At 68.5% G+C, this 21733-nt stretch carries 20 protein-coding genes; 4 read left to right on the top strand and 16 right to left on the bottom strand.

What is annotated here, in order from left to right:
• Positions 1–138: 138 nt before the first annotated feature.
• The 8 genes from RSP_RS06380 to RSP_RS06415 form a co-directional block, all read right to left on the bottom strand.
• Positions 139–1863, bottom strand: a complete 1725-nt coding sequence (locus RSP_RS06380) for an ABC transporter substrate-binding protein (RefSeq protein ID WP_011337642.1) — start codon at positions 1861–1863, stop codon at positions 139–141.
• A gap of 61 nt (positions 1864–1924) precedes the next feature.
• Entirely contained in the window at positions 1925–2197 is a 273-nt protein-coding gene (locus RSP_RS06385) for a DUF2160 domain-containing protein (RefSeq protein WP_002719814.1), read from the bottom strand.
• Between the two features lies 1 nt (position 2198).
• Positions 2199–3002: a carbohydrate ABC transporter permease gene (locus RSP_RS06390; protein ID WP_011337643.1), complete on the bottom strand. Its 804-nt coding sequence runs from the start codon at positions 3000–3002 to the stop codon at positions 2199–2201.
• A 37-nt stretch (positions 3003–3039) separates the two neighbouring features.
• On the bottom strand, positions 3040–3912 hold the full coding sequence (locus RSP_RS06395; protein ID WP_002719816.1) for a carbohydrate ABC transporter permease: 873 nt from the start codon (positions 3910–3912) through the stop codon (positions 3040–3042).
• Complete coding sequence (locus tag RSP_RS06400) at positions 3912–4997, bottom strand: ABC transporter ATP-binding protein (protein ID WP_011337644.1); 1086 nt, start codon at positions 4995–4997, stop codon at positions 3912–3914. The genes RSP_RS06395 and RSP_RS06400 overlap by 1 nt, the downstream gene beginning before the upstream one ends.
• 10 nt (positions 4998–5007) lie before the next feature.
• Positions 5008–6096 carry an ABC transporter ATP-binding protein gene (locus RSP_RS06405; RefSeq protein WP_011337645.1) on the bottom strand — a complete coding sequence of 363 codons (1089 nt, stop codon included), beginning with the start codon at positions 6094–6096 and terminating at the stop codon, positions 5008–5010.
• Between the two features lie 129 nt (positions 6097–6225).
• Entirely contained in the window at positions 6226–7845 is a 1620-nt protein-coding gene (gene glpD / locus RSP_RS06410; RefSeq protein ID WP_011337646.1) for a glycerol-3-phosphate dehydrogenase, read from the bottom strand.
• A gap of 460 nt (positions 7846–8305) precedes the next feature.
• The gene (locus tag RSP_RS06415; RefSeq protein ID WP_002719820.1) at positions 8306–8581 is read right to left on the bottom strand and encodes a hypothetical protein; all 276 of its coding nucleotides are present in this window, start codon (positions 8579–8581) and stop codon (positions 8306–8308) included.
• A 166-nt stretch (positions 8582–8747) separates the two neighbouring features.
• On the opposite strand from RSP_RS06415, the gene RSP_RS06420 reads away from it, so the two are divergent.
• Entirely contained in the window at positions 8748–9107 is a 360-nt protein-coding gene (locus tag RSP_RS06420; protein WP_011337647.1) for a hypothetical protein, read from the top strand.
• Positions 9108–9201: 94 nt separating this feature from the next.
• Here RSP_RS06420 and RSP_RS06425 read toward each other — a convergent pair whose 3' ends face one another.
• The 5 genes from RSP_RS06425 to RSP_RS06445 form a co-directional block, all read right to left on the bottom strand.
• On the bottom strand, positions 9202–11547 hold the full coding sequence (locus tag RSP_RS06425) for a glucose/quinate/shikimate family membrane-bound PQQ-dependent dehydrogenase (RefSeq protein ID WP_011337648.1): 2346 nt from the start codon (positions 11545–11547) through the stop codon (positions 9202–9204).
• Between the two features lie 202 nt (positions 11548–11749).
• Positions 11750–12319: a PRC-barrel domain-containing protein gene (locus RSP_RS06430; RefSeq protein ID WP_011840950.1), complete on the bottom strand. Its 570-nt coding sequence runs from the start codon at positions 12317–12319 to the stop codon at positions 11750–11752.
• A gap of 414 nt (positions 12320–12733) precedes the next feature.
• A complete protein-coding gene (locus RSP_RS06435; RefSeq protein ID WP_011337650.1) occupies positions 12734–13528 on the bottom strand; it encodes a hypothetical protein in 795 nt (264 codons plus the stop codon).
• A 122-nt stretch (positions 13529–13650) separates the two neighbouring features.
• Positions 13651–14562: a BON domain-containing protein gene (locus RSP_RS06440; RefSeq protein WP_011337651.1), complete on the bottom strand. Its 912-nt coding sequence runs from the start codon at positions 14560–14562 to the stop codon at positions 13651–13653.
• Between the two features lie 1005 nt (positions 14563–15567).
• The gene (locus RSP_RS06445) at positions 15568–15948 is read right to left on the bottom strand and encodes a response regulator (protein WP_011337652.1); all 381 of its coding nucleotides are present in this window, start codon (positions 15946–15948) and stop codon (positions 15568–15570) included.
• 310 nt (positions 15949–16258) lie between these two features.
• On the opposite strand from RSP_RS06445, the gene RSP_RS06450 reads away from it, so the two are divergent.
• Positions 16259–17011, top strand: coding sequence for an MgtC/SapB family protein (locus RSP_RS06450; protein ID WP_011337653.1), 753 nt, complete (start codon positions 16259–16261; stop codon positions 17009–17011).
• 187 nt (positions 17012–17198) lie between these two features.
• Here the strand turns inward: RSP_RS06450 and RSP_RS06455 are convergent, their stop codons facing one another.
• Complete coding sequence (locus tag RSP_RS06455; RefSeq protein ID WP_011337654.1) at positions 17199–17453, bottom strand: hypothetical protein; 255 nt, start codon at positions 17451–17453, stop codon at positions 17199–17201.
• A complete protein-coding gene (ligD, locus tag RSP_RS06460) occupies positions 17450–20056 on the bottom strand; it encodes a DNA ligase D (RefSeq protein ID WP_011337655.1) in 2607 nt (868 codons plus the stop codon). The genes RSP_RS06455 and ligD overlap by 4 nt, the downstream gene beginning before the upstream one ends.
• Positions 20057–20449: 393 nt before the next feature.
• Here ligD and RSP_RS06465 point away from each other — a divergent pair, with 393 nt between their 5' ends.
• Positions 20450–20794, top strand: coding sequence for a hypothetical protein (locus tag RSP_RS06465; protein WP_147175734.1), 345 nt, complete (start codon positions 20450–20452; stop codon positions 20792–20794).
• Between the two features lie 32 nt (positions 20795–20826).
• Here RSP_RS06465 and RSP_RS06470 read toward each other — a convergent pair whose 3' ends face one another.
• Positions 20827–21042: a hypothetical protein gene (locus RSP_RS06470; protein ID WP_011337656.1), complete on the bottom strand. Its 216-nt coding sequence runs from the start codon at positions 21040–21042 to the stop codon at positions 20827–20829.
• Positions 21043–21169: 127 nt separating this feature from the next.
• Between RSP_RS06470 and RSP_RS06475 the strand changes: the two genes are divergently transcribed.
• Positions 21170–21676, top strand: coding sequence for a sigma-70 family RNA polymerase sigma factor (locus RSP_RS06475; RefSeq protein ID WP_009562317.1), 507 nt, complete (start codon positions 21170–21172; stop codon positions 21674–21676).
• Positions 21677–21733 lie beyond the last annotated feature (57 nt).

Consider the following 21733-nt stretch of genomic DNA (forward strand, 5'->3'; position numbering starts at 1 on the left):
CCCACCTTGCAGCCGTAACTTCGCCGCGCTGCGCCTGGCCGGCACGGCCGGGCAGGTGGAGAAGTTCTTTCCTTGCGGACAGCTCTTCTGCCGTCGCCGCGGGCGGGTGGGGGCGGGCGGAGCCGCCCCCCTTTCGTGTCAGCCCTTCTGCCAGGACTTGATGAGCTCGTCATAGGAGATGGTCTCGCCCTGCGGCTTCTCGTTCTCGAGCTTGGCCACCGGGGCTCCGGGGGCGTCGAGCCATTCCTGCGGGTCCTTCTCCTCGTTCAGCTTCGGGCCGAGATCGCCCTGCACGCCCGCGCGCTCGAGCCGGGCCAGCACCTTCTCCTGCTCGGCGCAGAGCGCGTCGAGCGCCTCCTGCGGCGACTTGGCGCCCGACATGGCGTCGCCGATGTTCTGCCACCAGAGCTGGGCGAGCTTGGGATAGTCCGGCACGTTGGTGCCCGTGGGCGACCACTGCACCCGGGCGGGCGAGCGGTAGAATTCCACGAGTCCGCCGAGCTTCGGCGCACGGTCGGTGAAGCTCTGGTGCTGGATGGTGGATTCGCGCACGAAGGTCAGGCCCACATGGCTCTTCTTCACGTCGACCGTCTTCGAGGAGACGAACTGCGCATAGAGCCAGGCGGCCTTGGCCCGCTCGTCGGGAGTGGATTTCAGCAGCGTCCAGGAACCCACGTCCTGGTAGCCGACCTTGGTGCCCTCCGACCAGTAGGCGCCGTGCGGCGAGGGGGCCATGCGCCACTTGGGCGTGCCGTCCTCGTTCATCACCGGCAGACCCTCCTTGACCATGTCGGCGGTGAAAGCGGTGTACCAGAATATCTGCTGGGCCACCTCGCCCTGCGCCGGCACCGGGCCCGATTCCGAGAAGGTCATGCCGGCCGCCTGCGGCGGGGCGTATTTCTGCAGCCATTCGATCGATTTGGTGATCGCATAGACCGCGGCCGCATCGTTGGTGGCCCCGCCGCGCGCCACGCAGGAGCCCACGGGGCGCGAGTTCTCGTCCACCCGGATGCCCCATTCGTCGACCGGCAGCCCGTTCGGATCGCCCTTGTCGCCCATGCCCGCCATCGACATCCAGGCGTCGGTGTAGCGCCAGCCGAGGCTCGGGTCCTTCTTGCCGTAATCCATGCTGCCATAGGCGCTCTTCGGCCCGCCGAGCGCGCTCATGTCGCGCCCGGTGAAGAATTCGGCGATGTCCTCATAGGCCGACCAGTTCAGCGGCACGCCCAGATCGTAGCCGTACTTCTCCTTGAACGCGGCCTTGGTGTCGGCATCGTCGAACCAGTCGGCGCGGAACCAGTAGAGGTTGGCGAACTGCTGGTCGGGCAGCTGGTAGAGCTCGCCGTCGGGGGCGGTGGTGAATTTCAGCCCGATGTAATCCTGCAGGTCGAGGCCGGGGTTGGTGACGTCCTTGCCCGCATTGGCCATCCAGTCGGTGAGGCTGCGCGCCTGCTTGTAGCGCCAGTGGGTGCCGATCAGGTCGCTGTCGTTGATATAGGCGTCGTAGATGTTCTCGCCCGACTGCATCTGGGTCTGCAGCTTCTCGACCACGTCGCCCTCGCCGATCAGGTCGTGGCTGATCTTGATCCCGGTGATGGCGGAGAAGGCGGGGGCGAGGACCTTGCTCTCATATTCGTGGGTGGTGATGGTCTCGGAGACGACCTTGATCTCCATCCCGGCGAAGGGCTGGGCCGCGTCGATGAACCATTGCATCTCGGCTTCCTGCTCGGCGCGCGACAGCGAGGAGAGATCCCCGATCTCGGCATCGAGGAACTTCTTCGCGGCCTCCATGTCGGCCCAGGCGGGCGCGGCCACGGCCATCAGGCACAGGGCCGTCGCGGTGGCTGTCGTACGGTATCTCATGCAGGTCTCCTCCCAAAGACATTGAACAGTTGGCCGGGCTCCTCCCCCCGGCACGGGTCGGTCACACCCAGCGGAACACCGCCGCGGCGTAGATCAGGCAGAGCGCGAGCGCGCCCCAGAGCGGCGGCCCCATCACCGCCAGCCAGCCAAGGCACAGGAAGGCCGAGCCCAGAAGCGAGATGAACAGCCGGTCCCCCCGTGTCGTCTCGATCCGGAGGATCCCCACACGCGGAACCTCGGGCCGCAGGATCGCAAGCGCGGTCATCAGCACGAGAAGCGCCGCGATTGCGCAGAAGAAGGCCGCCGTGGGCCAGGTCCAGGCCATCCACTCCATCTCACACCCTCCCCAGGGCGAAGCCCTTCGCGATGTAGTTGCGCACGAACCAGATCACGAGCCCGCCCGGGATCAGCGTCAGCACCCCGGCCGCCGCCAGCACGCCCCAGTCGAGCCCCGAGGCCGAGACGGTCCGCGTCATGGTGGCCGCGATGGGCTTGGCGTTCACCGAGGTCAGCGTGCGCGAGAGCAGAAGCTCGACCCAGGAGAACATGAAGCAGAAGAAGGCCGCGACCCCGATGCCGCTTGCGATCAGCGGCATGAAGATCTTCACGAAGAAGCGGGGGAAGGAATAGCCGTCGATATAGGCGGTCTCGTCGATCTCCTTCGGCACGCCCGACATGAAGCCCTCGAGGATCCAGACCGCGAGCGGCACGTTGAAGAGGCAATGGGCCAGCGCCACGGCGATATGGGTGTCGAAGAGCCCGACCGAGGAATAGAGCTGGAAGAAGGGCAGCGCGAAGACCGCCGGCGGCGCCATCCGGTTCGTGAGCAGCCAGAAGAACAGATGCTTGTCGCCGAGAAACCGGTAGCGCGAGAAGGCATAGGCCGCGGGCAGCGCCACGGTGATCGAGATCGCCGTGTTCAGCACCACATAGGTCAGCGAATTCACATAGCCCATGTACCAGGACGGGTCGGTAAGGATCGTCCGGTAGTTCTGGAACGTCAGGTCGTGCGGAAAGAGCGTGAAGCTGCGCGTGATCTCGGCATTGGTCTTGAAGCTCATGTTCACGAGCCAGTAGATCGGGATCAGCAGGAACAGCAGATACAGCACCATCACGATCGCAGAGCCGGGGCGTTTCATGCGCGGTCCTCCTCGGGCGGGCAGACGGGCAGGGCGGTCACGGGCGGTCCTCCCGGTCGAGGTTGGTCATCACGGTGTAGAACACCCACGAGATCAGCAGGATGACGAGGAAGTAGATGATCGAGAAGGCGGCGGCGGGGCCGAGGTCGAACTGGCCGATGGCCATCTTCACGAGATCGATCGAGAGGAAGGTGGTCGAGTTGCCGGGGCCGCCGCCCGTCACCACGAAGGGCTCGGTATAGATCATGAAACTGTCCATGAAGCGCAGCAGCACCGCGATCAGCAGCACGCCCCGCATCTTCGGCAGCTCGATGTAGCGGAACACGGCCCAGCGGCTGGCCTGATCGATCTTGGCCGCCTGATAATAGGCCTCGGGGATGGATTGCAGCCCGGCGTAGCAGAGGAGCGCCACCAGCGAGGTCCAGTGCCAGACATCCATCACGATGACCGTGACCCAGGCATCGAGCCAGTCGTTCGTGTAATTGTAGTCGACCCCGAGCGCAGTCAGCGTGCGGCCCAGAAGGCCGATGTCCACCCGGCCGAAGATCTGCCAGATCGTGCCCACCACGTTGAAGGGGATCAGAAGCGGCATCGCCATCAGGATCAGGCAGAGGCTGGCCCAGAAGCCCTTCTTCGGCATGTGGAGCGCCACGAAGATCCCGAGCGGCACCTCGATGGCAAGGATGATCGCGGTGAAGAGCACCTGACGCCCGAGGGCGGCATGGATGCGCTCGGAGGTGACGGTCTCCTCGAACCATTCGAGGCCGGCCCAGAAGAACTCGTTATTCCCGAACGTGTCCTGCACCGAATAGTTGACAACTGTCATCAGCGGCACGACGGCCGAGAAGGCCACGAGCGCCAGCACCGGCAGCACGAGGAACCACGCGCGGTTGTTCCAGCTCTTCTCCATCAGGCGGCCCTCCGGGCGCCGACCGGCAGCACGCGCCAGTCGTCGGCATAGACATTGATCTTCTCGGGCGCGAGCCGCAGGAAGGCGGGCCCCGTGGCGGCGGGGATCTCCTCGGGCAGAAGCAGGTTCACGGGCTGGCCGAAGGCCTCGCCGCGCAGGATGCGGTGGCGGCCCACATCCTCGACCCGGGTGATGACCACGGGCAGGCCCTCGTCGGCGAGCTGCACGAACTCGGGCCGGATCCCGATCTGCACCCGGCCGCGCGTCGCCGGGTAGCTTTCCGAGAGCGGCACCGGATGGCCCATCACGCGCGCCATGGGGCCCTCGACCTCGGCCTCGAACAGGTTCATGCCCGGCGAGCCGATGAAATAACCCACGAACGTGTGCTCGGGCGTCTCGAACAGTTCCTCCGGGGTGCCGGTCTGCACGACGCGGCCCTCGTGCATGACGACCACCTTGTCGGCGAAGGTCAGCGCCTCGGTCTGGTCGTGGGTCACATAGATCATCGTGTGACCGAACTCGCGGTGGAGCTGCTTCAGCTGGGTCCGCAACTCCCACTTCATGTGCGGGTCGATCACCGTCAGCGGCTCATCGAAGAGGATCGCGTTCACATCCTCGCGCACCATGCCGCGCCCGAGGCTGATCTTCTGCTTGGCATCCGCCGTGAGGCCCCGCGCCTTCGAGGAGAGCATCGCCTCCATGCCGATCATCGCCGCGATCTGCTCGACGCGCGCCGCGATATAGGCCGCGTCCCGTCCGCGGTTGCGGAGCGGGAAGGCCAGGTTCTCGCGCACGGTCATCGTGTCGTAGACCACGGGAAACTGGAATACCTGCGCGATGTTGCGCGCGGCGGTGGGAGCATCCGTCACGTCGGTCTCGCCGAAGAGCACGCGGCCCTGGCTCGGGCGCAGAAGGCCTGAGATGATGTTCAGAAGCGTGGTCTTGCCGCAGCCCGAGGCGCCGAGCAGCGCATAGGCGCCGCCGTCCTGCCAGACATGATCCATCTCCTTCAGCGCATAGTCGGCCGGAGCCTTCGGCTTCGGCAGGTAGCTGTGGGCGAGGTTCGAGAGGGTGATCCGGGACATCGGTGCCTCCTCAGGCCGCGAGCGCATAGGCCGCGGGGGCGGCCAGCGCGCCCTCGGCATCGAAAAGATAGACATGCGCCGGATCGAGCCAGACCGACACCTCGCTGCCCGGCGGCAGATCGTGGATCCCCGGCACGAGGCCCACCCAGAGGTCCGAGCCATGCGCCAGATGCAGGAAGGTCTCGGAGCCGGTGATCTCGGTGGCCGTCAGCCGGCAGGAGAATTCCACCGCCCGCCCGGAATGGCGGTTCAGCGCCAGATGGTTCGCCCGGAAGCCCGCCAGATAGCGCCCGTCGGCGAGACCCGCGAGGGCGCCCTCGGCCGGGGCATGGGCGAGATGGCCGAAGGTCAGCCGCGCGCCGGTCTTGGTGACGGGCAGGAAGTTCATCGGCGGATCGCTGAAGACGCGCGCGGTCGTGGCATCGACCGGCTGCCGGTAGACCTGCGGCGTCGGGCCGAACTGCGTCACGCGGCCCTCCCAGAGCGTGGCCGTATGGCCGCCGAGGAGGAGCGCCTCCTCGGGCTCGGTGGTGGCATAGACGAAGATCGCGCCCGAGGCCTCGAAGATCTTCGGGATCTCGAGCCGCAGCTCCTCGCGGAGCTTGTAGTCGAGGTTCGCCAGCGGCTCGTCGAGAAGCACGAGACCTGCGCCCTTCACCAGCGCCCGGGCCAGAGCGCAGCGCTGCTGCTGGCCGCCCGACAGCTCCAGAGGCTTGCGCCGCAGCATCGGCGTGAGCTTCAGCATCTCGGCCACCTCGCCCACCGCCCGCTCGATATCGGTGCGGCTCCGGCCTTGCAGCCGCAGCGGCGAGGCGATGTTCTCGTAAACGCTCATCGAGGGGTAGTTGATGAACTGCTGGTAGACCATCGCCACGCGGCGGTCCTGCACCCTCTGGCCCGTGACGTCCTGACCGTTCCAGAGGAGACGGCCCGAGGAGGGCGCATCCAGCCCCGCCATCAGCCGCATGAGGCTCGTCTTGCCCGCAAGCGTGGGGCCAAGGAGCACGTTCATCGTGCCGCCCTGAAGCGCGAGGTCGGTGGGGTGGATATGCACCCGGCCGCCGACCATGCGCGAAACCCCCTGGAGTTCCAGCGTCATTCTCCCCCCTGACATCGCGTCCGGCTGTGGCCGGATCTTCTTCACCCGCCCGGACCGCCCCTCCTCGAGCCGCCCGTCCGGTTTCCCTGCCGGGCTGTGCGCCCGGCCTTTGTTCGCTTCCTCCGGGCCTCAGCCCGTGTCGGCGCGGGCTTCCATCGCCCCGCCCGCATCCTTCATCCAGCCATCGAGCGCCGCGATTTCTTCGGGCGTGAGCCGCAGGCCCAGCTTGCTGCGCCGCCAGACCACATCCTCGGCCCGCTCGGCATATTCGCGATCCATCAGCCAACGCACTTCGGCCTCGGTGAGGGTAGCACCGAAGTCCCGTCCCAGATCAAGCGCGCTGCGCGCCGGGCCGAGCAGATTTCGCGCGTCCGTCCCGTAGGCCCGCACCAGCCGCATCGCCCAGCGTTCGGTGAGGAACGGATAGTCCCGCCGCAGCCCCTCGGCCAGCGCAGGCGCCCCGTCCCAGGGGAAGTCTCCTCCGGGCAGCGGCACCCGGGCCGTCCAGGCGCCCCGCGCCTGCGGGAAATGCCCCGCGAGCTTGGCCATCGCGCTTTCGGCCAGCCGCCGATAGGTGGTGATCTTGCCCCCGAACACGTTCAGAAGCGGCGCGCCCCGGCTGTCGAGCGAGAGCACATAATCCCGCGTCGCCGCCGTGGCCGAGCGTGCCCCGTCGTCATGAAGCGGCCGGACCCCGGAATAGGTCCAGACGATGTCCTCGCGCGTGACGGGCTTGCGGAAATAGTCCGAGGCGAAGGTGCAGAGATAGTCCTGCTCTTCCGGCGTGCAGCGCGCCTCGTCCGGGGCGCCGCGATGGTCCTGATCGGTGGTGCCGATCAGGGTGAAATCGGTCTCGTAGGGGATGGCGAAGATGATCCGCCCGTCCGTCCCCTGGAAGAAATAGCAGCGGTCATGGTCGAAGAGACGCTTCGTCACGATATGGCTGCCGCGCACGAGGCGCACGCCCTCGGTCGTGGGCAGGGCCAGCGTCTCGCGGATGATCCGCGCGACCCATGGCCCGCCCGCATTGACGAGGGCGCGGGCGCGATGCACCTGCCGTCCGCGCGCGCCCTCGGTCGTCACATGCCACAGATCGCCCCGCCGCTCGGCCCCGACCACCTTCGTCCGGGTCAGGATCGTGGCGCCGCGGATCTCGGCGTCGCGGGCGTTCAGCACCACGAGGCGCGAATCCTCAACCCAGCAATCGGAATATTCCCAGCCCTTGGTGAAGCGCGGCTGCAACGCACGGCCCGCCGGATCGCGGGTCAGATCGACGGAGCGCGCCGGCGGCAGGATCTTGCGCCCGCCCAGCCGGTCGTAGGTCTCGAGCGCGAGCCGGATGAGCCAGGCCGGGCGGCGGCCGCGGGCCCAGGGCATCAGCCGGCCGAGGAGCCGCGCGGTGGGCGTGTCGCCCGCAAAGCGCATCTCCGGCTGCCAGGGCAGAACGAAGCGCATCGGCCAGGAGATGTGCGGCATGGCGACGAGCAGCGTCTCGCGCTCTTCCAGCGCCTCGCGCACGAGGCGAAACTCGAAATATTCGAGATAGCGCAGCCCGCCGTGGAAGAGCTTGGTCGAGGCCGAGGAGGTGGCCTGCGCGAGATCGCCCATCTCGGCGAGCGTCACGCTCAGCCCGCGGCCGGCGGCATCGCGGGCGATCCCGCAGCCGTTGATCCCGCCGCCGATGATGAAGAGATCGACCGGATCGCTTCCGGTCCCCCGCTCAGTCACGCGCTCGCCTCCCGCTGTCATGACGGAAGGAAGCCCTCGGTGCGGCGTTTTGTCAATCCGGTTTTTCGAAAATGTGCGAAATGGAGAAAAAACGAACATGCGCCGCCGCGCGTCGCGCTCTTGGGCGGGCGGGAAGCGCCGAGGGTGCCTGCGCGGCCCGGGCCGGCTGAGCGTTAGTTCACCCCGGACAGGCCAAGGGTCCGCGGCGATAGCCTTTTATCGAAGAGATGCCCGACCGGCGCTTCTCCTGTCGGGAAGGGGAGCCAGTGGGCCTCCTGTGCCTTGGCTCGCGCGTCAGAGCGTTGCACATCGCAAGGGGGGCGCGGCCGGGGCGGAGAGGCGGCGGTCCCCTCGTGCCGCGGGCCGTGATCGCAGGGGGTCTCGGCCCGCGCGGAGAGGTGGCTGCATCCCGGTGCAGGGGCACGAACGGGAACGGCCGCCCCACAGGGCGGCCGTCTGCGGAGCGGGAAGATCCGTCCGGTCAGTTGGCGGGGGCGGTCACCGGAGGCGCCGGAGCATTGTCGGCCGAGGCCGGATCGCCTCCGCCGATGCTGCCCTGCTGCGCATCGGTCTCGACCTCGCCCGTGCGTCCGTCGATCTGGACGGCACTTCCTTCCGGGGCGTTGCCCTCTGACACCTCATGGCCGAACCACCAGACCATGTATCCCAGCGCGAAGATGACGACGACGGCGATGCCGATCAACGGACCCCGGTGGCGACGCTTCTGCTTCTCGATGTCATTGTCGGATGCCGACATTCGCTCCTCCTCGGGGCTGGGCCGGCGCAGGCCGGCGTTCCGATCTTAACCGGCGCGGCAGCCAATGGTTCCGGGCCTTGCGCCATCGTCGCCGGGGAGGCCCGCGCGCGGGGAACAAGGAGCCTCTCCGCCGGTTGCCACTGCCACCGATCAGCAGGAGCATCCCATGGCCCAGACCCCGCCCGAGCGTCCGACAGAGGACCGCGTCCCGCCCGCCGGCTACACCAGCGACCGGCTCCGCCACGACATCGACCGGGGCGGGGCGGCCGACAAGGTGCCGTTCATGGACCCTGCCGCGGCGCCTTTGGGCACCGACGACGAAGCGGCCGGCACGCCGCCGAGCGCCGAGCAGATTGCCCGTGCCCGCGAGATGGAAGCGCGGCCCGCGGACCGGTCGGCCAATGCCGCGGCCCGGCCGCGCACGGTGGGCGAGCTCGCGGGCAATCAGGAGCGCCGCGGCATGCGCCCGATCCTGATCTTCGGCGCGATCATGGTCGTGGTGGTGATCCTCGTCGTGGCCCTCTGACGGCAGGCGACGCTGCAGGACGACAAGCGAAAGGCCGGCAGATCCTCTGCCGGCCTTCGCCATGATGGAGACGAGGTTCCGCCAAGCTCCGGGATCAACCCTCCGAGCCGTCGGGCAGGGCGTAGGCGATCACATAGTCGCCCGGTTTCGTGCCGACCGAGCCGTGCCCGCCCGCCACGATCACCACGAACTGCCGGCCGTCCTGCTCGTAGGTCATCGGCGTCGACTGGCCGCCCGCGGGCAGCCGCGCCTGCCAGAGCTGATCGCCCGTGGTCACATCGTAGGCGCGCAGGTAGTCGTCGACCGCCGCTCCGAGGAAGGCCACGCCGCCGCGCGTGACGATCGGCCCGCCGATCCCCGGCACGCCCACCTTGAAGGGCAGCGGCAGGGGCGTCATGTCGCGCACGGTGCCGTTGCGGTGCATGTAGGCGATCTCTCCGGTGCGGAGGTCCGCCCCCGCGACGAAGCCCCACGGCGGCGCCGAGCAGGGCACGCCGAGCGGCCCGAGGAAGGGCCCCATGATGACGCCGTAGGGCGCGCCCTCGTTGCGGTTCAGGCCCTGTTCGCTGGCCTTCTGATCTGCGCCGGGCGGCGGGATGTCCTCGGCCGGAACCAGCTGGCTCGTGAAGGGCAGGTAGGTGGGCATGCCGAACATCACCTGCCGCTCGGGATCGACGGCGACGGAGCCCCAGTTGAAGGTGCCGAAATTGCCCGGATAGACGATGGTGCCGTTCAGCGACGGGGGCGTGTAGCGGCCCTCGTAGTTCAACCGGTGATACTGGATCCGGCAGGCGAGCTGGTCGTAGAGCGTGACGCCCCACATGTCCTTCTCGCGCAGCGCCTCGGGTTTGAAGCTCAGCGCCGAGGTGGGCTGCGTCGGGGCAGGGGTCTCTTCGCGCAGAGCGCCCTCCTGCGGGGCGGGCTCTTCGGTGACGGGCAGGATCGGCTCGCCCGTCTCGCGGTTGAGCACATAGATGTCGCCCTGCTTCGTCGGCTGCACGAGCGCGGGCACCGTCTGACCGTCGATGTCGAGATCGATCAGAACGGGCTGGGCGGGCACGTCCATGTCCCACAGGTCATGGTGCACGGTCTGGAACACCCAGGCCTTCTGACCCGTCGCCACGTCGAGCGCCACGACCGAGGAGGAATGTTCCTCGACGGCGGGCGAGCGGTTGAAGCCCAGCTGGTCGGGGACCTGGTTGCCGAGCGGGATGTAGACGAGGCCGCGTTCCTCATCGACCGAGAAGACCGACCAGGAGTTGGGCGAATTTGCGGTATAGGTCTCGCCGTTCATCCAGTCGATGGGGGCGGTCTTGTCGGGGTTGGCGCTGTCCCAGTTCCACAGGAGCGCCCCGGTGTTGGCATCGAAGGCCCGGATCACGCCCGACTGCGAATAGACCGAGAAATTGTCGTTGACCGCGCCGCCGATGATGATCCGGCCTCCGACCGCCACGGGCGGGGAGGTGGAATAGTAGAAGCCTGCCGGGGTGTAGGGCATCCCGTTCTCGAGATGGAGCGTACCCTCGTCGGCGAAGAAGGTGCAGACCGCGCCGGACTTTGCGTCGAGCGCGATCAGCCGCGCATCGGCCGTCGGCAGATAGACCCGCTCGGCGCAGAGCTCTCCCTCGGCGCGTGCCGGATCCCGCCAGTAGGTCACGCCGCGGCAGGTCTGGTGCTGCCGGTCGGACTCGAGCCCGGAGCGCGCGTCGAAGCGCCAGGCTTCCTTGCCGGTCGCCGCATCGAGCGCGATGGCCAGATCGTGCGGGGTGCAGATGTAGAGACGGTCGGCGACCTTCAGCGGCGTGACCTGATAGGTGGTCTCGGTCACGTCCTGCGGCAGCTTCACATCGCCGGTCTGATACTGCCAGACCTGCTCGAGCTCGGCGACATTCTGGATGTTGATCTGTTCGAGCGGGCTGTAGCGCTGCCCGTACTGCGTGCGGCCGTACTGGTGCCACTCGCCGGGAGGCGCGGAGGGGCCGAGATCGGGCTCGGCGCTGACCACTTCCGTCGGCAGCGAGCCTGCATGTCCCGCTTCGTCTCCGGTCCATGACCAGATGGCGGCCCCGATGGCCGCCAGAAGGGGCAGGGCCAAGGGCAGGCCGGGCGCGGGGCGGCCGTCCTCGGTCAGCAGCTGCCGCCGCATGAAGGGCAGGTAGAGCCAGATGCCCAGAAGCGCGATGATGCCGCCGCGGGGAATGAGTTCCCACCAGTCGAAGCCCACTTCCCAGACGGACCAGACGAGCGCGCCGAGGATGAGGCCGCCATAGATCCATTCGGCGGAGGAGGAGCGGCGGAACACCTGCCATGCCGTCAGCAGCATGAGGGCTCCGGCCACGAGGTAGAACCAGCTCCCGCCCAGAACGGCCAGCCAGGCGCCCGGGATGAGGAGGCCCAGCCCGGCGAGGGCAAGGACGATGGCGGTCAGGGTAGCGGTCAAGGTGGGCTCCTCATCTGGCGGCGTCGCCTCTGCAACGGGCCTCGGGGCGACTGGGTTCCGCTACGGAGCTTCTTCCGGCTGATCCGAGAGAAGAACGAGATGCGCCTTGCAGAGAGTGCCCTGCTCTCCCGGCCACACCGTCTTCCCCAAAAGGAAATGGCGCGCGGTTTCCCGCGCGCCATCCGTCACCCTAGGGAAGGGATCACTCGGCCGCCGTATATTCCGGCAGGGCCTCGAGTTCCTCGCGCGACATGGGCACATAGACCCGGACGTCGCTCTGGTCCTCGTTGGTGTAGATCTTCAGATCCTCGAAGGGCACGGCGACGTTGCGCGCGCCGATGCCGAGGAAGCCGCCGACATCGAAGATCACCTGTTCGACCTTGCCGTCCTCGGCCAGAACGAAGTCCGAGATGTCGCTCACGGATTCATCGTTCATCGAGTAGACATCGGCGTCCTGCAGGTCTTCGGCCGTCATCGGCTCGCCGGCATAGGCCGTGTAGCCTTCCGGGATCTGCATGCCTTCAGCCATGCCGGTGTCCGTGCCGGTCATGCCCGTGCCGGTGGCGCCGTCGGTCGCGGCCGGCGCAGTGTCGCCCGCAGCCGGAGCCATCGTGTCGGTGCCGGTCGCATCCATGCCGGTGGCCGGCGGGGTGGTTTCGGTCGTCGCCGCGGGCGGAGTGGTCGCGTCAGGGGTGGTCGTCGCATCCTGAGCCAGGGCGGCGTAAGCGGTGGTGGAAGCCAGAAGTGCCGAGAGGGCAATAACTTTTTTCATTGTAGCGATCCTTTCGCCTTGGGAGACTAATTGGACAGAGCCGTTTGGGCCTGCTGCATGTCCAACGGGTCCCGGCGAGGTTGGTTTCCCCTCTCAAAGCGACGAATCCGGGTAAGGGAGGGTGGGGCGGAAACCCGCCGAAAGTCGCCCGTGAGATCGGCGAAAAGACGCCGATATGCCGCCTTCGGGGCAAGGCGGCAGCCTGTATCGGGATCGCGTGGGAACCACCGGGCCCTTGCCCGTTGCGGAGCGCTCGGCAGCGGCGTCCCCACGGTCCTTCTCCTACCGGCTTGCCGAGGGCTCTCAATGCGTGCCGTCGTTCTGACGGGAACTTTCTGCGGCACAGACGGCGAAGGATGAAAAAAGCGGCGCGCCCGGAGGCGCGCCGCTCAAGCCCTGCGCAATGTGCGAGGATCAGAAGGACTCGACCATCTGGCAGATCTGCGTCCAGGAGGTGAGCGAGACCGACGCCTGGTCGAATTCCCGCGTGCCAGGCGTCGCATCGGTGCCGGCCTCGCTGCCTGCCGCCGTGCCCGTGTCATTGGATGCGGCGAGGCTGCCTTCGCCGGTGCTTGTGGTGGCGGTGTCGGCGGCCGGGTTGGTGCTGCCTCCGGTGCCCTGCTCGGCGGGGGTTCCGCTGGCGGCCTGGTCGGCGACCGTCACGCGTTCATCCGAGGTGCCGGGGCCCGCGGTGGTGCCGGTCTCGCTTTCGACGACATTGCCGCCCGCATCGGCATCGGTGACGGTGCTGCTGCCGGACTGGGCCGCGCGGTCGCCCGTGGGCTGGCCGACGGGGCTAGCCGCGCCGCCGCTCGGGGCCGCGCCGGCCTCTGCCTCCTGATCCGAGAGGCCGCCCTCGGCCCCTGTGGGTGTCGTGTCAGAGGTGCCGCCCTCGCCGCCGGAGGTCGCGGCGCCCGAGCCGGCGGCCGCATCCGGGGCCGAACCGGCGGTCGCGCCCTCGGTGCCGAAGGCTGCGCAATCGTCGCGCACCTGCTGCTTCTGATCTTCCGACAGCGACTCCCAGCTCGACCGCACCTCGCCGTCGGTGCGCAGGGTCATGGTCCCGCCCGGGTTGAAGAACGTGTCGACGATCGGCGCGTCCCAGTCGCGCCCCATCGTCGTGCCTTGCGCCGTCGTGGTCTGGGCCGTGGCGGCGCTGGCAAGAAGCGCAGCGGCGCCGGCGAGGGTCAGGGGTCGGAACAGGATCATGTCTCATCCTCTCTGTCTGGGGTGAGCCCGACGGGGTGTCGTCCGGGCAAAGCGGCCCTCCGGGCCATCATTCTCTGTCGGCTCCGGGCCGGGCCATGCCGCCCCGCCCGGAACCGAGCGGGTCAGGCCTGCGTGCCGCGCTTGCCGCTCTGGTCGCCGAGACCGGCGTCGGTGCCGCCGGAGCCCGAGAGCCCGCTGCCCGACTGACCGGACGAGCTTCCGCCGAGCGGGGCCGTTCCTGAGCCGCCCGTGCCGCTCTCGCGGACGCGCAGGTTGTTCTGCACATGGCGCACGCCCGAGACCGTATCCGCGCAATCTTCTGCACGGCGCTTGTCAAACTTCGTCGAAACGTGACCGTTGAGCGTGACTTCGCCGCCCGCCACCGAGACGTCGATGTCGGAGGCGTCGAGGCGCGGATCGTCGCTGAGCCGGTCGTTCACATCGTCGTGGATGCGCGTGTCCGACCGCTGGTAACCGCGCGGACCCTTGCCGCGGTGATCCTCCTCGCGGCGACGGCCCGCCTCGTCGTCGCCCATCCAGGACATGACCTCGTCCGCCGCACGATCCATGAAGCCGCGTTCGCCGGCGGAATCGTAGAAGCGGGGGCCGCCCCGTCCGTGGCGCTCGTCATAGCTCTGGCCGCGGCGGTCCCATTCCCGGCCGATCTGCGGGCCGTAGCCCCAGGAGCGCTCGTCCTGCGACCGGCGCTCCGATCCGTAGTCGCGATCCGAGCGGTCGCTGCCGCCGCGCCGGTCGTCGCGGTCGCGCGGATCGAACCCGGCGGCGCCGAAGCCGTAGCCGCTCGCGGCATCCATTCCGCCGCCGGAAGAGCGGTCGCGCTCTGCCCCGCGCGCCTCGTCCTGACCCCGGTCCTGATACCGGGCATCGAAGCGATCGCGATTGCGATCCTCGGGGCCGCCGCGCATGCGCGGGTCGTCTTCGCGGTTGCCCCGTGACCGGTCGCCACCATAGCGCTGCATGTCGGCATCCTCGTCCCAGTTCCGGTTCCGGGCGTCAAATCTCGATTGTGCCATGTCTGATCCTCCTCCGAGTTGCGCGGGAGAGACGGCACGGTCTCCGCGTGTTGAAACGGCTCGGGAAACGGACGGTCGAAGCGAATGTTCCCTCGCGGGCCGCGCGGCGGGGGCGGCTCCGGGCCCGGGACAGCGACTGCCGTCAACCGCAGGCACGGTCTGCAACCTCGCATGTGCGAGTATGTCGAGCAGCCACAGCGCCCCGCGTTGCAAGGAGGAACGGCCGGAGTGCCGGGACGGGGGAGGGAGCGGCGGCCTCTTCCCATGCAAGCGGCGGCTCGCATCCGGTCACTCTTCGGTGAAGGCTGAAGGGAACCATCGGCGGAGGCTCTGCATTGACGGCCAGAGAGCAGGAGCCGGCATCGGCTCTTTCCGAAAAAGTCGCAGAGGACTTCCCATGACCTCGTCAGTATCCCGGCCGCCGCCGGGCCAGATGCCCGAGCCTCCCCCGGGCCCGGGTCCGGATGTAACGCCCGGCCCGCTGCCCGTCCCGGGCGAAAGCCCCGACCTGCCGCCGACCGAGCCGGATCTTCCGGGCGGTCCCGGCGTCCCGCCGACCCTTCCCGTTTAATCGATCCTCTCGTCAACCTACCAAGGAGCTACCAGTGAACAGCATCATTTATATCGTGGGCCTCGTGGTCATCGTCATTGCGATCCTCTCTTTCCTCGGCCTGCGCTGAGGCAGGGGAACCGCCCTATCCGTGCCAGTGACCGGCGCCAAACTGCCGGAGACGAGTGTTCTATTGTCAGTGTTTGAGTAGCGAGTGACCGGGCCCTGCGACCATCGCGGGGCCTTCGGCGTTGAAGCCGACGGCCGCTCGGGAGGCTTGTTGCGAGACCTCCGGCACCGAGGCCACGGCCTAGTCAGGGAGGCTCGCTGCGAGGCTCCGAAAAGGATTTCGTCTGCTTGGCATGCGGATGGAACCTTGGCCTTGTCCCTCACCTGAAAAAATCCACCGGCGTGGCGCGTGCCTGATGCGGTAGGCGCGACGCGGGCGGAAGACGTCAGCCTTGCAGCAGCTTGTCGAGCAGCGTTGCAAGAAGCACCGCCGTGACGGGCTTCTGGAGGACGTCGATCTGCTGGAACTGCTCCGGGATGGCATCCGCACTTTCGCCGGTCACGAAGGCGAAGGGGATCCCGCGCGTCCCGAGCGTGCGGGCGAGCGCGAAACAGGTGCCATCGTCGAGCCGCAGATCCAGAAGGGCCGCATCCACGGTCTGATGGGCGATCAGGCGCAGCGCCTCGGCTTCGGTCCGCGCCGGGCCGACCGTTTCGAACCCCGATGCCGTCAGCTCGTCCACCATCGTCATGGCGAGGATCAGATCGTTCTCGGCCACGAGGATGCGGGGCAGTCCGGTTTTCGCGCCCGAGGCGGTCTGGGTCATGGCGAAAATCTCCGTCGCTTTGCCCACAAGGGTCCGTAAGGCGACATGGTTCCCGTCTCGGCCCCGCTTTCGGCGCTTTTGCGCGGCCGGGATTCAGCAGGAGTCTCCCTTCTCCGGAGCCTGATGCGCGGGCGCGCCGAGGCTGCCTCGGTCGCGCGGACTGCCGTCGTTCGTACTCCTCGCAAATCGCATCCCTGCCTGCGGGACTGAAGCGCGCCCGCGGGGGAACGGTTCGGGTCCGCGGTACGTTTGCCCGAGAGGCGGCGGCGGAGTTTCCGGTCAGACGCTCACGCTTGATGCATGGAATGACATGGCGGAATTGCTTCAGGACTTTCTCAGGCAAGACATCGCCCTGCCCATGATCAGCAGCCTCGTGACGGGGTTCCTGATCGGGCTCGACCGCGAGATCCGCGGCAAGCCTGCGGGCCTGCGGACCCATGCGCTCGTCTGTTTCGCAGCGACGATTCTGACCCTCGCGGCGGCCCGGCAGGGGCAGTGGACGGTCGTCCTTCTTCCCGACACGCAGATCGTCGCCGACCCCGCGCGCATGGCGCATGGGATCCTGACGGGCATCGGCTTTCTCGGCGCGGGCGTGATCTTCCGGGAGGGGGCGTCGGTCCATGGGCTGACCACGGCGGCCTCGCTCTGGATCACCTCTGCCCTGGGGATCGTCTATGGGATCGGCATGTATTGGCTGGCCCTTGCCGGAACCGTTGTCACGCTCATCCTCCTCGTGGCGGTGCGGCTCATCCATGCGCGGCTTCCGGTGCGTACGGAGATCCGGCTGCGCGTGACGCTGCGGCTCGGGTCCAGCTTCGACGCCGAGCGGCTGACGGCGCTCCTGAACAGCAACGGGGTGGAGATCGGCGCCATCAGCCGCAGCCTGAGCCGGCCTTCCGAGCGGATGCGGCTCAGCACTGCCGTCCATGTCCGGCAGGAGGCCACGCTCGACCGGCTCGCCCGGGCGCTCACCGAAGAGCCGGACGTGCTGGCCTTCGATCTGATGCCCGTCGGCGATCCAGCCGGGCGCACCCTGTTGGACCGGACCGGCGACGCATCGTGAGCCAAAGGCCCGAGGGCCTGGCGGGATGCGCGATCCACCGGGTGCCGCTGTCGGCGGGGGAAAGTGCTCTGGCGCTCGTGCCGCACGGCTCGCGGCCCTTCAGGCGGATCGCGCCTGACATCCTCCCCGCCGCAGGCGGGTCAAGCCCGGGGGGCCGCGGAGGCGGATCCGGACGCCGTGGCCCGGATCAGCCCGGCGCAATCCCGTCGCGCAGGCGGTCGGCCTCGTCGCGGATGCAGCGGATCTCCTCGGCAAGCGCCACTTCGATGCCGATGCCCGGTGCGGGCACGGCGCCGGGGTCCTCCTGATGGTCCTGCATGGTGCTGCGCTCGTCGAGCCAGTCGCGCAGCGCGTCGCTGCCTGCCAGCGCCACCAGGCGCGCCAGCACCTTGCGCTGCGCGATCAGCCGCCCCTCGATCGTGTCCGAAGTCAGTTCCGTCATGGTTTCCCTCCTGCCACAAGTCGCTCGAGCCGCCCGATCACGGTCCGACCCAGTGTCGCGGGCCGGGCGGAGGCCTCGGCCAGCGGGCAGGGCCGGTCGAGCCGGTCGCGGATGGAGCGGATCGTCCAGTCGCCGCCCGACCGGGCCGAGGCGAGTTCGTCCCAGTCGACCGGCGTCGCCACCGGCGCGCCCGGGCGGGCGCGCAGGCTGTAGGGAGCGATCGCCGTCGAGCCGCGGTCGTTCCGCAGCCAGTCGATGAAGATCCGGCCCTTGCGCCCGGCCTTGGCCATCGTGGCCGTGTAGCGGTCGGGCGCCTCCTGAGCCAGATGGGTGGCGAGCGCCCGCGAGAAGAGCTTCACGCTCTCCCATTCGGCCTTGGGCTTCAGCGGCACGATCACATGCACCCCCTTGCCGCCGGAGAGCATCGGCACCGAGGGCAGGCCGAGGTCCGTGAGCAGACCGCGCAGCTCGGCCGCCGCGGTCCGCACATGGGCGAAGTCGAGACCCTCGTCGGGGTCGAGATCGAACACCAGCCGGTCCGGTCGCTGAAGGCTGCGGTTGCGCGAGCCCCAGATGTGGAATTCGAGTGTCCCCATCTGCGTGGCCCCGACCAGAGCCGCGACATCGGGCAGGGTGATGAAATCCTCGGGCCCCGATTTCGTCTCGACGGGCACCGTCTTCATCGCGACGGGCATGCCGCGGGTGCGGTGCTTCTGGAAGAAGCACTCCGCCGCCGCCCCTTCCGGGCAACGCAGGAGCGAGACGGGACGATCCTTCAGGAAGCGCAGCATCCGCGGCGCCAGTGCCTCGGCATGCTCCGCCACCTCGCGCTTCGTGACGGCGGGCCGGTCGTAGATCCGCCGGTCGGGGTGGCTGATGCGGATGCCTGCGACGCGCAGGTCGTCGGGTCGGGCCATCGTCGTCTCCTTCTTCTCCCCGCGCGCCGTCCGGGGTTTCCGGGCAGGCTCGGGGGCGGGCTCGTCGGGTGAGGGGGCGTCTGGCCGGGCCGTCTTCGTCCCCTTCTTCCGCACGCCCGACTTCCGGGGCGCGGGCGTTTCGGGCGCGGGCTCCTCGAGCCGCACCTCCCGCGCGTCCTTGTCGCTCCGCAGGCCGGCGAAGACCCCGTGCCGGATGTGCCCCTCCGCCGTCAGTTCGGTGAAGCTCACCTCGGCCACCAGCTCGGGCTTCAGCCAGTGCGCCCCCTTGGCCTCGGCCGGCGTGCGGTCGAAGGGGCAGGCGCTTTGCGCCCGTTCGGCCAGAAGCGGCTTCAACTCGCGGAACAGGGGGGCGCCGAAGCCGCTGCCGACACTGCCGCGGTAGACCAGACGGCTCTTTTCGTAGCTGCCCATCACCAGCGAGGCGAAGGGACGGCCCGGCTTGTCCGAGGCGTTCCAGCCGCAGATCACGAATTCCTGCCGGTGCGCGCATTTCACCTTCAGCCAGTCGCCGTTCCGGCTGCCCGCATAGGGCGCGGAGGCCCGCTTCGAGACGATCCCTTCAAGGCCCGCTGCGCATATGCGCTCGTGCACCTCGGGGCCGTGGCCGCGGATGTGGCCCGAGAAGCGCACCGCGCCGCGCCCCTTGCCGATCAGCGTCTTGAGCCGCTCCTTCCGCGCGAGAAGCGGCTGTCCGGTCAGGTCCTCGCCGTCGAGGAGCAGCAGGTCGAAGGTCATGAAGAGGAGCTGGCCCCCCGATTTCAGCCGTGCCTGCAGCTCGGAGAACGAGCCGCCCTCCCGGCCCGGCGCGATCACCTCGCCGTCGATCAGCGCCTCCTGGGCCTCAAGCGCCTCGACATCCTCGACGAGGGCGCCGAACTTGGCCGTCCAGTCGAGGCCGGAGCGGGTGTAGAGGCGGGCCCGACCTCCGGCGAGGGCCGCGAGGCAGCGGTAGCCGTCGAACTTGGTCTCGTGGATCCAGTCCTCGCCCTCGGGCGCCGCCGAAACGAGGCGCGCGAGCTGGAGCGGCCGGAAGGCGGGCAGGGCAGCCTGGCGCGTGCGCCGCGGTGGCGCCTTGCCGGCGGCGATCTGCTCCATGGTCCGCCCCGTTGCGACCGAGGTCATGTGCCGCTCGACCAGCTCCTCGGTCTGCTCGCTTTCATGCGTGTCGTGCTCCTTGATGAGGAGCCAGTTCTCGGCCTTCTCGCGCGGCCTGGGTTTCATGCGCACCAGCGTCCAGCGGCCGCGCATCCGCTCGCCCGCGAGGCGGATCTTGAGCTGACCGGTGCGCAGCCCCTCCGCAAAGTCGCCCTGCGGTTCCCAAGTGCCCCGGTCCCAGAGCATGACCGTGCCGCCGCCATATTCGCCCTTGGGGATCGTGCCCTCGAACTCGGCATAATCCAGCGGATGATCCTCGGTTCGCACCGCAAGCCTGCGGGCGGACGGATCGGGCGAGGGGCCGCGCGTCACGGCCCAGCTCAGCAGGACACCGTTCCACTCCAGCCGGAAATCCCAGTGCAGACGGGAGGCTGCATGTTTCTGCACGACGAAGGACAGGCTCTCCGCCTCGGGGCGCGGCGCCTCGGAACGGCCCTGCGGCTCGGGCGTGCGCGCGAAGTCGCGCTTGGCGCGGTAGCGGTCGAGATCCTGTCGCGGGTTGGCGGGCATCGGCGGCTCCTGACGGCTCATGGGGAACGTGACGGAGCGGGGACAGTTCCTGAGACCGCGGGCGCTCGGCAGGGGATAGACCGGGTCACGGCCTTGGCAGGGCGCGCAGGTGGGTCGCCATGAACCGGCCCGCAACGCATGTCAGAGCAGCGCCAGTGGTCTCCGCGACCGGGCCTCGCGGACCCTGCCCGCGACAGGACCCACCGCCGTTCAGCCACGCCGGTGTGGCTGCCCGATCATTTGCTAAGAAAATAATGCGGCGGTGGAGGAACCTCGGGAACCGAGAGCGTGTTCCCCCTGCGATGTGGGGCAGCTCGGGCAGAAGCAATGGACAGTCGCGACAGCGGATTTCAGGGCGTGGCACGGGTTCCGGGGGGCGCCCGGAGACCGTCCATGTCTCCGGCCGCAGGCGAGACGGATCGCCATCAGCCGGAGGACCGCCTCAGAGCCCCGATTGTGCCCTTGTCAGCCGACCCTGGCAGGAATGCCACAGCCGCAGCCGAGGCGGGAACCAATGGCGGCCAGGATGCTTGTGATGCGACAGTCACAAGACAAGAACCTGAGGCCATGTTTCATTTCATGCAAGATGGCCAGGGCGACGACCTGGTCAACCGACATGTCGAGGACAATCTTCGACGAACCTATGCCATATCGGCCGCCGATGAACCGATCGACGACCGGTTTGCCACGCTCCTGAAGCGTATCGCCGCGAAGCAGGCTCAGTCAGGCCGCAGCTGACGGGCGCGGCCCGCTGCCGGTGGCGGCTGCATTCAGATGTCCTGCTCCTCACGGACATCCGAACCGGGAAGCAGGACGGGCTCTGCGCATGCCTGCATCCTGAGGGCCATCGCCAGGCGCCGTGCGAGGATCTGGATCGGCTCGGGCACAGGCTCGGCCTCGAGGGCCCGCAGCAGTTCCTCGCTCAGTTCGCAGAGTTCGTCCCGTGCGGCGGGCGCACCGTCGTGATCCTGGTCGTTTATCATCATGTCACCTGCCCCTTGTCGCCCTTTCTGCGACGAGCCGGCCGGGAGTGCAATCTCCAAGCGGAACCCGCCCGGTCAGGCGGCGTTGATTTCGGAAAACGAAGGCGTGAAGAGCCAGGGAGAGCCGCCCGTGACGGATCAGACCCCACCGCGATCGATCATACCGGATGTGGTCGATCTCATTCCGGCCCTGCGGGCCTATGCGCGCTCGCTCAGCCGCAACCAGTCCGACGCAGACGATCTCGTGCAGGAGACGCTTCTCAAGGCCATCGCCAATGTCGACAAGTTCCAGCCGGGCACGCGGCTCCGCGCCTGGCTCTTCACCATCCTGCGCAACACCTTCTACACCCGCATCCGGGTCTCGGCCCGCGAGCGGACGGGGGCGGCCGACTGCGTCTCGGGCGAGATGTCGGTGCAGCCCTCGCAGGAATGGACGGTGCGGGGGCGCGAGCTGATGGCCGCCATCGACCGGCTGCCGCCGCATTACCGCGAGATCCTCATCCTCGTCGTCATGCTGGGCGAGAGCTATGAAGAGGCCGCCCGGATCTGCGACTGTGCCATCGGCACGGTGAAGAGCCGGGTCAGCCGCGCGCGACAGCTGGTGATGAACGATCTCGAAGGCACCGGAGAGGCCTGAGAGGATCATCATATCCGCACAGTTCACGGCCATTGCCTGCCCATCCCCGCCTTGGCC

Source organism: Cereibacter sphaeroides 2.4.1 (genome assembly GCF_000012905.2).
GTDB lineage: Bacteria > Pseudomonadota > Alphaproteobacteria > Rhodobacterales > Rhodobacteraceae > Cereibacter_A > Cereibacter_A sphaeroides.